Below are 13,438 nucleotides of genomic sequence, written 5' to 3' on the forward strand. Positions count from 1 at the left end.
CAATCATCGAATTCGCGTTCGGGATGTACAAAGCTGAACTAAAGTCACTTCTTGCGGAGCGCTCTGCTGGAGCGCCCTCGACCCGCATAGTGCGCGTGCTCAGCGAGCGGGGCGCGCTCAGCGGGACGCAGATCGCGAAGATCCTCGGGCTCGCCAAATCGACCGTGTCGATGACGCTCGCCGAATTGCGTAAGGCGGGGATGGTGGTCGATGGCGCGGCGCCGGTCGCAAACCGCAGCAGCGGCGCCGGCCGGCCTGCAACTGCTGTCATGCTCAACCCGGAAGCGGGCACGGTGGTCGGTCTTCTGATCGGGCTCGAGCACATCCAGCTCATCGTGGCCGACGTCTCGCATGCCGTGCTTGCCGACAAGAAGGTCGAGCTGGAGGTCGACTTCTCGCCTGACGCAGCAATGGCAATCGTTCAGCGCCTCGTCCGCGAAGCCTATGAGGAGCTCGGCATTTCCACCGACACCATGCTCGGCGTAGGCGTCGCCATCGGAGGGCCTGTCAATCCGACCAATGGGCGCCTCATGCGGGCCGGCGCCATTCCGACTTGGGAAGGCGTCGACGTCTACAGCCTGTTCGAAGCGGCGTTGGAGCGGCCGATCTATGCGGACAATGTCAGCAAATGCTGGGCGATCGCGGAGATGATGTGGGGCGCGGCCCACGGCATCGAGGATTTCGTCTATATGCTGGTCGATCTCGGCGTTGCCGGCGCGATCGTGAGCCGCGGCCATCTGATAGACGGGGTGGCAGGCGCCGCGGGCGAGTTCGGGCACATGACCATCGACCCACAAGGCGATCTCTGCCGCTGCGGCAATCGAGGCTGCCTCGAACTCTATGCGGGTTTCAAGGCGGCGACGACAATGGCTTCGAAGCGCTTCGGCCGACCGATGGGGATCATGGATGTGATCGCGCTTGCCAGGAAGGGCGACGTCGGCTGCCGACGCCTGATCGAGGACACGGCGGAGATGGCCGGGCGAGGGCTTGCGATGGTGGGCGCCGCCGTAAATCCCGGGCTGATCCTGATCGGCGGCCGGCTCGCGATGGCAGGATCGATGTTCTTCGACCCGCTCGAGGCGAGCTTCGACAAATATTCGCTCGTGAAACGGCACGACGTCGCACCGGAGGCAAGGACGCGCATCGTGCCGGCCAAGATGCTCGAAAACGGCGCCTGCATGGGCGCGGTCGGGCTTGTTCTGCGGCATTACGGGCGGCGCTGAATTTAGAGTTCGGCAAATCGCTTGAGGTTGGCGCCGCCCCTCACCCTTGCCCTCTCCCCGTGAAAAACGGGGAGAGGGGATTCCGAGACGTTGCCGCCCCCTCTCCCCGTCCTTACGGGGAGAGGGTATGGGTGAGGGGCAGCGCCAACCTCAAAACAGAAGGCTGCAACCCGTCAGCCAGGCTTGCCCCAACCGCCGCCATTGGCGGTATGGATCAGCACCTCGTCGCCGGGTTCGACGACAAGCCCGCTGACGAAGGCGTGGTCCTCGCGTTTGCCGCCGCGCCGAATAACCGACAGTCCGTTGGTGCCGCCGTCTTCACCGCCGGCCGAGCCCCAGACCGGCAGGCGGTTGCGGCTGTAGCCGGCCGAAAGCACTGCGCGGCCGCGCGGGCGATAGCTCACCGAAAGGCCCTTGCCGCCCGAGTGCAGGCCGTGGCCTTCGCCGCTTTCGTTCAGCCTCTTGTAGCCGACATCGATGCCGTAGCGGGCCTCGCAGATTTCGACCGGGCAATTGAAGGTCTCGCCATGGCTGGTCGAATACATGGCGTCGAGGCCGTCGCGCGTGGCGGTTGCGCCCCAGCCGCCCATCTGCGGCTCGACCATGGTGAAACGGCGGCCAGTGTCCGGATGATTGCCTGCAATCACCGTGCCGCAGATCGAGGCGAAATGCCCGGCCGGCAGACGCTCGGGCATGGCGCGGGCCATGCAGCGCCACAGCATGTCGTAGAGGCGGATCCGTGTCTCGAAATAATAGCCGTGCGGCGCGGTGCCTTCGGCGTGGAAGATCGTGCCCGGCGCGGTGATCACTTGCAGCGGACGGAACGAGCCGGCGTTGGCGAGCAATGTCGGGTCGGTCAGCGCCTTGAAGATCATCTGGCCGGAGATGACGGCGCCATCGCGGCTGGTGTTGTAAGGCGCGCTGCGCTGCTTTGGATTGCCCGAGAGATCGATGGTGAAACGCTCGTCCGAGACAGTGATCGAGGCGCGCCAGACGGCGCCGTCGTCCTGTTCCTCCTCTATCGAATAAGTGCCGGGCGGGATGGTCCCGAGCCCGGCACGGCTGCGGCGCTCGCCTTCGTCGAAGAGGGTCTTCACTGCCGTGCGATAGGCTTCCAGGCCATAAGTCTCGACGAGCTGCCTGATGCGCATTTCGGCCTTGCGGCTCGCCGCGACCTGGGCCCAGAGATCGCCGCGCACGAAGTCCGGCAGGCGCGAATTGGCCATGATGATGTCGAAGACCGAGGCGATAGGCCGCCCGTTCTCGAACAGCTTCACCGCCGGCAGGCGCAACCCTTCCTGAAAGATCTCGGAAACGTCGACCGCCATCGAGCCGGGTGTCCTGCCGCCGACATCGTTCCAGTGTGCAATCGAGGCCGCCCAGGCGATGCATTCGCCGCCGGCGAAGACGGGGAGCGCGATCACGACGTCGTTGAGATGCGTCACGCCGCCGTAATAGGGATCGTTGGTTACGAAGCAGTCGCCCTCGCGGATGTCGTCGAGCTCGGTGAGCTCCACGATCTTCTTCACGGCCTTGTCGAGCACGCCGACGAAGGTCGGAATGCCGGCGCCCGAGTTCACCAGCTCGCCGCGCTCGTCGGTAATGCCGGTGCCGACGTCAAGCACCTCGTAGATGATCGGACTCATCGCGGTCTTCTTCAGCACCGCGAACATCTCGTCGGCGGCCGCGGCGAGACTGGCCTGGATCACGGTTGAAGTGATCGGGTCGTCGATCAGCTTAGATATGGCGCGCTCCAAATAGGTTGCTCGGCGCCCCGTCGCGCCCCCCTCTGTCCTGCCGGACATCTCCCCCACGAGGGGGGAGATCGGCTGTCATCGATGGTTTCGCTAACCTGCAACATTGCAGGGAAGGTGCCATCAAAAATGAAGGCCAATCTCCCCCCTTGTGGGGGAGATGTCCGGCAGGACAGAGGGGGGCAACATAGGGCATCGTGTTTTCCGGATGAATGTTCCCTTCCGGAGGTTCGACGAGTGGCGCCGTTCACATCGTCGCTACATGAACGTCGCGGGGCAGCGTGGACAGGATCTCCGGCCCGTCCTCGCGCAGGATCACGATCTCCTCCAGCCGGATACCGAAGCGACCGGGGATGTAGATGCCGGGCTCGATGGAGAAGACCATGCCTTCCTCCAGTACCGTGTCCGAGGTCGCGGTGATATAGGGCGGCTCATGGCCGTCGATGCCCATGCCATGGCCGGTGCGATGGACGAAATATTCACCGTAGCCGGCGTCAGCGATGACGCGCCGCGCGGCCGCATCCACCTCCTTGGCGAGCACGCCCGGCCTGGCGGCCTTGAGCGCAGCCTGCACGGCCTTCTCGACAATGGTGTGGATCTGGCCATAGGCTTCCGGCGGCCGGCCGACGACGGCCATGCGGGTGATGTCGCTCGGAAAGCCATCCTTGCGGCCGCCGATGTCGATCACAATGGCGTCGCCTTCTTCCAGCTTGCGGGAGCCGGTCTGATGGTGGGGGAAGGCGCCGTTGCCGCCGGCGCCGACGATCCAGAAGGCCGGCGTCGCGCCTTCCGAAGCGAAGTGATCCTTGATCGCGGCGGCCAATTCCAGCTCGGTCATGCCGGGCTTGATCGAGGCGAAGGCCTTCTGCATCGCGCGGTCGGCGATGCCGGCGTTCATCTTGAGCTTGGCATATTCCGCCGCGTCCTTGCGCATCCTCAGCGCGCCAACCGTCGTGTCGGTGAAGCTATGCCTGGCGCCCGGGAGGGCGTCGAGAAGCAGCAGCGCGAAGTCGGCGCGCATCGTCTCGTCGAGCACCACGCTCCTGGCGTCGCTTGCGCCGATCGCAGCGAGCGCCGCGGCGAGCGCGGCATGCGGGCCATTCTCATCCGCCCAGGTGTGGAACTCGATGTCGGTCTCCTCGCGAGAACCTTCCGCGTTGAGCGCCGGCATCAGGAAGGCCTCCTTCTCGGGACCGATCAGCAGCAGGCAGGGCCGCTCGTCGGCATGCGGATGAAAACCGACCACCCACTGCATATGCGATCCGGGTCCCAGCGCCACGAGTTCGACCTCGGCTTCGCTCATTTTCCCGCGGAGAGCCTGGAGCCTCTTATTGGTGTCGACTTTCATCATTTTCCTTCCCGGTTGTGAGTGTGATCCAAGACCTTATGCGGCCTCGACGACGATCCTGTTGCCAAACGGCTCGTTGGTGTCGAACTGGCCGAAGCGGGCTATCTCTTCCTCGGGGGGCGGCTCGCTCGACCATTTGCGCGAGGGTACCCAACCGCATTGCCGTTTGAGCACCGCGGCATATTCAGCCCGCTTCAGCGCGGCGATGGAGGGGTCGATGACCGGCACGCCGAGCCGCTTCTCGACATCTCGATAGAAGCCGACCTCCATCGTGCAGCCGAGGATCAGCGCCTCGGCGAAATCCTCCTCCACCGCCTTGCGGCCGGCCTCGATCAGCCGCCGCTCCGTCTCGGCGTGGTCCTTCTGGAAGTCGGTGACGCCGAGCTCGACGTGATAGAAGCCCGACAGCCGGTGCTCATGGCCGTGCTCGCGCACGGTCGAATGCATCTGGTGCACCCATTTGCGGCGGCCGACGATGATGCCGAAGCGGTTGGCCAGGCTCGCCGCAATCTCGCAGGAGGCGACGCAGGGCGCCGTCACGATCATGCCTTCCGAGATCTCGCGGGCGTCGTGCAGCGCCGTGTCATAGAAGCAGCCGATTGCCAGCGCGTCGAAGCCTTCGCGCGCCGCCGCCCGTGCCGCGCGTATGATGCCGCGCGTCACCATCGCCTCGTAGGAGCGATACTCGATATGGGTGAAGCTGCCTTCGCTCGCCGGGAGCGAGGTCACGTGCACTTCGGTTCCCGGCAGCTTGTGCTTTCTGGCCATGGCTGCGAAGACCGGATCGGCGTCGGAATAGCCGACCGGGTTCAGGAACATGATCTTGAGCGGCTGTTGGTTGGGCATGGTCGCTTCTCCTTAGAACTTGGGCGCCTGGGAACCCCTCATCCGTCTCGGCGCTGCGCGCCGAGCCACCTTCTCCCACAAGGGGAGAAGGGGAGGCCTGGCATTTAGCTCGCTGCAAATCTCCAACGTTGGCGATTGGCAGTAGGCTCCGTGCAGCTCTCCCCCTTCTCCCCTTGTGGGAGAAGGTGGCCGCTAAGCGGTCGGATGGGGTGCTCCAGCTTGGCTCATCCCTCGATGCCGTACACTTCCCGCGCCCGGTCGCGCGTGATGAGGCCATTCTTGATGTCGTCCTCGACCAGCGCGGGGTCGCGTTCTCTCGGGTCGCCGATCCCGCCGCCGTTGCCGGTCACGACGCGGATCACGTCATCGGGGTGCGTGGTGAGTCCGGAAACGAAAGCAAAGCGTTTGTCGGTGCCGTCCTTGCCCATGTAGCGAACGTAATTGGGCGAGCCCTCGCGGCCACCGTCGATGCCCCAGGCAGGGAATTTCGATCGCGTGTAGCCGGCTGTCAGGAAGCCGTTGTCGCCGCGGATGCGGTAGTCCATGACGATGCCGCGGCCGCCCCTGTACTTGCCTTCGCCGCCCGGCTCCAGATTGAGTTCCATGCGGTCGACATAGAGGCCGTTGCGGGCCTCGTTGATCTCCGCCGGGCAGTTGTAGGTCTCGCCGTGGAAGCCGGAGAAGATCGCGGTGTTGCCGTCCATGCCGCGGCTGGCGCCCCAGCCGCCGAGCTGCGGCTCGATGATCGTGTATTGCCGTCCCGTATCGGGATGGATGCCGCCGATGAAGGTGCCGCAGATCGAGGCAAAATGTCCGGCCGGCAACCGCTCGGGCATGTAGGGCGCGAGGCAGCGCCACATCAGATCGTATACGCGCAGCTCGATCTCATAATAGAAGCCGAGCGGCGCCGGCTCCTTCGCATGGAAAACCGAGCCTTCGCGCGTCAGAAGCCGGATCGGCCGGAACGAACCCTCGTTCGCGGGCGACTCCGGATCGGTCAGCGACTTGAAGAGCATCTGAGCGCAGACCATCACGCCATCGGGGCTGGTGTTCACCGGGCTAACCGACTGGTCGGGATTGTCGCGCAGGTCGACGACGAACTCACTGTCCGAGATCGTGATCTTCACGTTGAAGACGCGACCGTCGTCCTGTTCCTCGGAAAGCTCGAACGTGCCCTTGGGCAGCTTTGCCAGTTCCTTGAGCGAGACCTGCTCGCCGAAATCCATGAAGGAGGCCATCGCGGTCTCGAAGGTCTCGACACCGTATTTTTCGGCCAGTTCCTGTAGCCGTTTTGCGCCGATGCGCACCGACGCGATGGCCGCCCAGACGTCGCCTTCGAGCACGTCGGGCATGCGCGAGTTGACTTTGATGATCTCCATGACAGAGCGGATAGGCTCGCCCTTCGAGATCACCTTGATCGCGGGAAGCCTCAGTCCCTCTTGGAAGATCTCCGTCGCTTCGCCGGTCAGCGACCCGGGTGCCATGCCGCCGACGTCTGAATTGTGGGCGATGTTGGCTGTCCAGGCGATGATGCGGCCGTCGGCGAAGACCGGCATCATCACTATGATGTCGTTGAGATGGGTCACGCCGCCATAGTAAGGATCGTTCGTGGCGAACACGTCACCCGGCTCGATGTCCCCCAGCTTGTCGAATTTCCCGACAACCACCTTCACAGATTTGTCGAGCACGCCGACAAAGGCGGGGATGCCGGCGCCGGAAGAGGCGAGCGCCCCCTTCGCATCGGTGATGCCGGTGCCCATGTCGAGCACCTCGTAGATGATCGAGCTCATCGCCGTCTTCTTCATGACGGCGAACATCTCGTCGGCTGTCGCCTGCAGCGAGTTCTGGATGATCTCCAGCGTGATCGGGTCGTTGGCGAGCTTAGGCATGGCGGGCTCTGTGGGCTCCGATTTACAGTTGAATGTGGATGTTGCCGTAGCCGTCGATCTCGACACGGTTGCCGGGATGCACCACGACTGTCGTGCCGGGGTCCTCGACAATCGCCGGACCGCTGAAGGCCATTCCCGGCTCGAGCTTCGTGCCGTCATAGATCGCCGCCTTGTGGATGCCTTCCAGCGCGTAGTCGACATCGCGATGACCCTTGAGCGCGGCTTGGGCTGAAGCGCCGGTCGCCTCGCGTTTCTTCATGGTGAGCTTGCCGACCTCGGCGGAGCCGACGAGGTGGATACCGACCATCTCGACAGGCGCATCGAGCCGATAGGTGTATTCACGTTCGTAGGTCTCGTGGAAGGCGGCCTCGATCTCCGCCAGCCGCGCGTCGGTAATCGCGCCTGCAGCAATCAGCACTTCGGTCGTGTGCTCCTGGTTCTGGTAGCGGAACTTGCCGTAGCGCAGGAAGCGCACCTTCGCTGGGTCGACGCCTTCCGCTGCGAACTGAGCGCGGGCGCTCTCCTCGCTCTCGGCAAAGAGCTGCTCGATGCCCTCTGCCGCACCCCTCTTCAGGTCGGCAAGCCGGGTAACAAAGTAGTCGCGCCGCAAGTCCGACATCATCATGCCCCACGCCGAAAACACCGCGGCGCCGGCCGGCACGACAACCTTCCGGGCACCAAGCTCGGAGGCGAGCGCGACGCCGTGCATGGCGCCACCGCCGCCGAAGACCAGCAGCGTGAATTCGCGCGGGTCGTGGCCGCGGTTCAGCGATACGAGCTTCAGCGCATTCACCATGTTGTTGTTGGCGATGCGGATGATGCCGCGCGCAGCCTCGTCGGCGTCGACGCCGAGCTTCTCGCCGACTGCCGTGATCGCGGCTTCCGCGGCCTTCATGTCGGCAACGACCTCGCCACCGCAGAAATAGTCTCGGTTGATGCGGCCGAGCCAGAGATTGGCGTCGGTGGTGGTCGCCTTGTCGCCGCCGCGGCCGTAGGCGGCAGGGCCGGGCATGGCGCCGGCCGATTGCGGGCCGACATGCAGCTTGCCAAAATCATCGACCCAGGCGATCGAGCCGCCGCCATTGCCGATCTCGACGAGATCGACCACAGGCACCATGATCGGATAGCCGGCCGAGGTACGGTCGCGCTCGATCCAGTAGTCGGTCTTGATCTTCACCTCGCCGTTCTCGATCAACGAGCACTTCGCCGTCGTGCCGCCGATGTCGAGCGCCAGCACATTCGGCTCGCCGATCAGCTTGCCGAGTTCCGCCGCGCCCCAGAAGCCGGAGGCCGGGCCGGACTCGACCATGGTGATCGGGATCTTCGAGACCGATTCAAGCGAATCCACGCCGCAGTTCGACTGCATGATGTAGGGGCTCTTGGCGAAGCCCTTCTCCTTGAGGCCGGCGAGCAGGCGGGAGAGGTAGCGTTCTGCAGTGGGCTGCACATAGGCGGAGAGCACGGCCGTGTTGGAGCGTTCGTATTCGCGCCACTCGCGGGTGATCTGGTGCGAGGCGACGGCCGAGACGTCCGGCCACAGCCTGCGCAGTTCGGCAAGGGTCGCCTGCTCATGGCTGGTGTTCGCATATGAGTGCAGGAAGCAGATGGCGACCGCCTCGACATCTTCCTTCCTGAAATCGTCGATGATGGCCGGCAGCGGCGAGAGGTCGAGCGGTCTCATCTCTTCGCCCTTGTAGGAGATCCGGCCGGGGAGTTCCCGGCGCAGATAACGCGGCACGAAGGGCTTCGGCTTCTGATAGTGCAGGTTGAAGAAATCCGGCCGGTTCCCGCGCGCAATCTCCAGAGTGTCGCGGAAACCTTCGGTGGTGATCAGCCCCACCTTCACGCCCTTGCGCTCGGTGAGGGCATTGATGACGACCGTCGTGCCGTGCGCGAGGAAATCGACCGACCTCGGGTCGATGCCGCCTTTCTGCAAGACGTTCAACACGCCCTGCTCGAAATTCGGCGGCGTGGTGTCGGATTTCGCCGTGATGACGCGAGACTCGCCCGTGCCATGGTCGGTCTCGAACGAGACGAGGTCGGTGAAGGTTCCGCCGACGTCGGTGGCGACGCGGATCGTCTTTGTAGGCATTACAGTGCCCCCTTCGCATTCAGCTCGGTCATGAGCAGGCAGACCGCGCCCGGGAGCTTCAGCGCCTCGGATGCATCGACCCGCTCCGGCGTATAGAAGCCGGCTTCGTGCAGGCAGTTGATCGTGCCCCTGACCTCGCCGGCCACGACGATCGGCACGTTGATGACGCTCTCACAACCGAGCGATTTGATGAGCTCGTGATCCGAGAAGACGGCGGCAATGCCTTCAATGTCGTTGGCGACGAAGGTCTGCTTTTCGCCGATCACTTGCCGTGACCAGTGGGTCTCGTTGGCAGGCTTGGTGCCGGAAACAGGATAGGCCTCCGGCATGTTGGAGTAGATCCGCTGGGCTACTCCCTTCCTGCCGTCATGCGTCATGACGGTGAAGAGCTTGACCCCGACCAGGTCGCGGGTCAGCGCCCACAGCGCGGCGAAGGCGGCCTCGGGCTGGTCGCGGCTCTCGGCCACGGCTTTGGTAAAGACGGAATAATCAGGCACTTGCATCGCTCTTCTCCATGAGCCGGCCGCGCAATGCCGCCTCCTCGGCGGTGACGACCGGAACGGCGCCGATCAGCCGGCGCGTGTAAGGGTGCTGCGGGTTGGTGAACACGGTTTCGGTCGAGGAGAGCTCGACGAGCTTGCCCTTCTCGAAGACGGCGACCCGGTCGGCGATGTTGCGGACCACCGAGAGGTCGTGGGTGATGAAGATGTAGGTCAGCCCGCGCTTCTGCCTGAGCTCATTGAGAAGCTTCAGCACGCGCGCCTGCACCAGGACGTCGAGCGCCGAGGTCGGCTCGTCCAGCACCACCAGCTCCGACTGGCAGGCGAGCGCACGGGCGATCGCCACACGCTGGCGCTGACCGCCGGAGAGCGCCGCCGGCGATCGGGAACGGAACTCGGCCGGCAAGCCGACTTCCTCCAGAAGCTTGCCGACGCGATTCCATCGGCCGCTTCTTTCGCCGATGCCGTGCACGTCGAGAGCGAGCCGGAGCGATGCGCCGATGCTGCGCTTCGGGTTCAGAGAGGAGAGCGGATTCTGCTGGACAAGCTGGATCGCGCGGCGATGGACGAGCTCGCGGCGAGCGGGGAGGGGATCACCCCTGAAGAGGATGTCGCCCGCCGTCTGCGGATATATGCCAAGGATCATATTGGCGATGGTCGACTTGCCGGAGCCGGACTCACCGACGATGGCCAGGCACTCGCCAGCCGTCACGTCGAACGAGACGTTGTCGACGGCATGCACCTTGCGGCCGGCGGAGGTGAAGGTCTTGCTGACGGAGACGAGGGAGAGGAGGGGCTGGGTCATGCCGGACGCCTCCTGGATGTGGAGCTTGGTGCCCTACGTTGCCCCCCTCTGTCCTGCCGGACATCTCCCCCACAAGGCGGGAGATTGGACGGCCGATTTGATTTCGCCAACCTGCAACGACGGCGATTGGCGAAACCAATAGTGACAGCCAATCTCCCCCCTTGTGGGGGAGATGTCCGGCAGGACAGAGGGGGGCGCGACAGGGCGCAAATCTGGACGATGACCGCCATCACCCCACCACCCCCGGCTCGCCAAAGCCTTCATGCACCACGAGCGGTGCGAAATAAGACTCAGACGCGTCCTCAATCTCTGGGATGCCGCCGCCGGTAATGCGCGGCACGGCCTTGAGCAGAGCGCGCGTATAGGGATGCCGCGGATCTTCGAAGAGCGCCGCTGCGGAGCCTTGCTCGACGATGCGACCCTTGTAGATGACGTAGACCCGGTCGGCGAATTCGCGCACCACGCCGAGATTGTGTGAGATGAACAGCACGGCCGTGTTGTGCCTCTGGACGAGGTCGCGCATGAGCTTCAGCGTCTGTGCCTGCACGGTCACGTCGAGGGCCGTACCCGGCTCGTCGGCGATCAGGAGCGACGGCTCGTTGGCGAGCGCCATGGCGATCATGACGCGCTGGTTCATGCCGCCGGAAAGCTGGAACGGATAAGAGTTCAGCACGCGCTCCGGCTCGCTGATGGCGACGTCGTCGAGCGCCGCGATCGCTTGGCTGCGCGCCTGGGCCTCCCGAATTCCAGGGTTGCCGCGCTCGAGAACCTCACGGAACTGAGTGGCGATCGTGTAGACGGGGTTCAGCGAGGAGGTCGGATCCTGAAAGATCATCGACATCTTCGTGCCGCGCAGCGCATGCCGCTCGCGTTCCGCCAGGCGCTCCAGATCGCGGCCTTCGAATTCGACGCGGCCTGAGATGCGAGCGCTGCGCAGCGATTGGAGCAGGCCGAGGATGATGCGGGCCGTCACCGACTTGCCCGAGCCGGATTCGCCGACCAGTGCCACGCGCTCGCCCCTGCCGATATGCAGCGAGATGCCGTGCAGCACCTCGATCATGCCGGCATAGGTGCGGAAGCCGAGGTTGAGATCGCGGATCTGGAGGGTCGGCGCGTTCATTGCTCGGCCCCCAGGATTTCGCGTAGCGCGTCGCCGACCAGATTGAAGCCGAACACCGCAATCAGGATCGCAAGGCCGGGGAAAACAGTCAGCCACCAGCTGTCGGGCAGGTATTTTGCGCCGTCCGCGACCATCGATCCGAGATCCGGCGTCGGCGGCTGCACGCCCAGGCCAAGGAAGGAAAGCGATGAGGCGATCAGGATGACGAAGCCCAGATCGAGCGTCATCTTGGTGAGGATCGAGGGCACACAGTTCGGCAGGATTTCGCGGAACATGACATGCGTTTTCGAAGCGCCGATCACCTCGGCGGCGAGCACGTAGCCTTCTTCTTTTTCGGAGCGCGTCAGGTTGTAGACGAGCCGCGTGTACCAAGGCCACCACATGGCTGTGACCGCGATCATGCCGTTGGTCAGCGTCGGCTCCAGCACACCCATCATCGACATGGCAAGCACCAGGGGCGGAATCGACAGGAAGACGTCGGTGATACGCATCAGCACATACTCGATCCAGCCGCCGAAATAGCCTGCGGTGAGGCCGATGGTCACGCCGATCGGCACCGCGATCGCCAGCACGACCACGCCGAGGATCAGCGAGATTCGATAGGCGTAGACGATGCGGGTGAAGAGGTCGCGCCCGACGAGATCGGTGCCCATGATGTAGGGCCATTCCGGCGGCCGGTTGAAATTGGCGAAATCGACAACCGCGCCGACATGTGCCGGAAATGGCGTGATGAAATCGGCGAAGACCGCCGAGAAGACGACCAGCGCGATCAGCAGAAGGCCGAGCAGCGAGAGCGGGTTGCGCAGAAGGATGGCGAACGTGCGTTTCATGCCGCCCTCTGCGAATATCTGATGCGCGGGTTGATGAAGGCGATCAGGAGGTCGACGATCACGTTCACGATCAGGAACATGGCCGATATGATCAGCACGGTCCCGATGATGGCATTGAGGTCCTTCCTCAGGATCACCGCCACGCCGTAGCGCGACAGCCCGGGCCAGGCGAACACAGCCTCCACCAGGAAGGCGTTGCCGAGCAGCGCCGCGAAATCGAGGCCGATTATCGTGAGAGAAGGGATCATCGAGGGGCGGAAGGCATAGCGGTTGGCGATGCGTTTTTCCGGAAACCCATAGGACTGCGCCATCTCGATATATGGGCGCTCATAAGTCTCGACCATGTTGGCGCGAGTGAGCCGCGCTGCCTGGCCTATGCCCGACAGCGCCAGCGCGAAGGCCGGCAGCACGATATGCCAGGCCACGTTGCCGAAGGCACGGAGGTTTCCGGCAAGCAGCGTGTCGACGAACAGGAAGCCCGTAACCGGAGCGACCGTGATCGTGTCGGAGACGCGGCCCGCGATCGGGAAGAGCGGCACGAAATAGGCGAACAGGAGCATCAGGATCACCGCCCAGACGAAGGCCGGCGCGGAGACGCCGAGCAGCGTGACCAGACGGATCAGATTGTCGATCCAGCTATTGCGGTAACGGGCCGAAAGGATCCCTAGCGGCAGGCCGATAATCACCATCATGAGGCCCGACGCGATCACCAGCTCGAGGGTCGCCGGCAGGAACTCGGCGATGTCCTTCGTCACCGGGCGGTTGGTGTAGAGCGAGATGCCAAGATCGCCGCGCATGAGATCGGCGATGAAATAGCCGTATTGCGCGACGATCGGCTGATCGAGATGGAGCCGCTCGCGAAGCGCCGTGACCTGCTCGGCCGATGCATTCGGGCCAAGCGCAATGCGCGCTGGGTCGCCGGGGATGACCCGGGCGATCGCGAAGATCAGCATGGAGACCCCGATCAATACGATCAAGGAAGTTCCCAGCCGCTTCGCCAGGAGGCGGATGACAGGCAGCATCGTTGAGCT

11 protein-coding genes are annotated in these 13,438 nt (G+C 64.2%); 1 reads left to right on the top strand and 10 read right to left on the bottom strand.

Features of this window, described 5'->3' with window-relative positions:
* The first annotated feature begins 95 nt into the window (after nt 1-95).
* Entirely contained in the window at nt 96-1,223 is a 1,128-nt protein-coding gene (locus tag SAZ10_RS12575) for an ROK family transcriptional regulator (RefSeq protein WP_318609552.1), read from the top strand.
* A gap of 173 nt (nt 1,224-1,396) precedes the next feature.
* Here the strand turns inward: SAZ10_RS12575 and SAZ10_RS12580 are convergent, their stop codons facing one another.
* The 10 genes from SAZ10_RS12580 to SAZ10_RS12625 form a co-directional block, all read right to left on the bottom strand.
* On the bottom strand, nt 1,397-3,028 hold the full coding sequence (locus SAZ10_RS12580) for a hydantoinase B/oxoprolinase family protein (RefSeq protein ID WP_318609553.1): 1,632 nt from the start codon (nt 3,026-3,028) through the stop codon (nt 1,397-1,399).
* Between the two features lie 196 nt (nt 3,029-3,224).
* Nucleotides 3,225-4,328 (bottom strand): aminopeptidase P family protein, encoded by a 1,104-nt coding sequence (locus SAZ10_RS12585; RefSeq protein WP_318609554.1) that lies wholly within the window; start codon nt 4,326-4,328, stop codon nt 3,225-3,227.
* A 33-nt stretch (nt 4,329-4,361) separates the two neighbouring features.
* Nucleotides 4,362-5,171 (bottom strand): aspartate/glutamate racemase family protein, encoded by an 810-nt coding sequence (locus SAZ10_RS12590; protein ID WP_318609555.1) that lies wholly within the window; start codon nt 5,169-5,171, stop codon nt 4,362-4,364.
* A 224-nt stretch (nt 5,172-5,395) separates the two neighbouring features.
* Complete coding sequence (locus tag SAZ10_RS12595; RefSeq protein ID WP_318609556.1) at nt 5,396-7,060, bottom strand: hydantoinase B/oxoprolinase family protein; 1,665 nt, start codon at nt 7,058-7,060, stop codon at nt 5,396-5,398.
* Between the two features lie 22 nt (nt 7,061-7,082).
* Nucleotides 7,083-9,152 carry a hydantoinase/oxoprolinase family protein gene (locus tag SAZ10_RS12600; protein ID WP_318609557.1) on the bottom strand — a complete coding sequence of 690 codons (2,070 nt, stop codon included), beginning with the start codon at nt 9,150-9,152 and terminating at the stop codon, nt 7,083-7,085.
* Nucleotides 9,152-9,655, bottom strand: coding sequence for a GAF domain-containing protein (locus tag SAZ10_RS12605; RefSeq protein WP_318609558.1), 504 nt, complete (start codon nt 9,653-9,655; stop codon nt 9,152-9,154). The genes SAZ10_RS12600 and SAZ10_RS12605 overlap by 1 nt, the downstream gene beginning before the upstream one ends.
* On the bottom strand, nt 9,642-10,457 hold the full coding sequence (locus SAZ10_RS12610) for an ABC transporter ATP-binding protein (RefSeq protein ID WP_318609559.1): 816 nt from the start codon (nt 10,455-10,457) through the stop codon (nt 9,642-9,644). The genes SAZ10_RS12605 and SAZ10_RS12610 overlap by 14 nt, the downstream gene beginning before the upstream one ends.
* A 229-nt stretch (nt 10,458-10,686) precedes the next feature.
* Entirely contained in the window at nt 10,687-11,577 is an 891-nt protein-coding gene (locus SAZ10_RS12615) for an ABC transporter ATP-binding protein (protein ID WP_318609560.1), read from the bottom strand.
* Complete coding sequence (locus tag SAZ10_RS12620) at nt 11,574-12,407, bottom strand: ABC transporter permease (protein ID WP_318609561.1); 834 nt, start codon at nt 12,405-12,407, stop codon at nt 11,574-11,576. Before SAZ10_RS12620 ends, SAZ10_RS12615 begins: the two co-directional genes overlap by 4 nt.
* On the bottom strand, nt 12,404-13,429 hold the full coding sequence (locus tag SAZ10_RS12625; protein WP_318609562.1) for an ABC transporter permease: 1,026 nt from the start codon (nt 13,427-13,429) through the stop codon (nt 12,404-12,406). Before SAZ10_RS12625 ends, SAZ10_RS12620 begins: the two co-directional genes overlap by 4 nt.
* Between the last annotated feature and the right edge of the window lie 9 nt (nt 13,430-13,438).

The sequence above is a fragment of the Mesorhizobium sp. BAC0120 genome (assembly GCF_033542235.1).
GTDB lineage: Bacteria > Pseudomonadota > Alphaproteobacteria > Rhizobiales > Rhizobiaceae > JAWRCU01.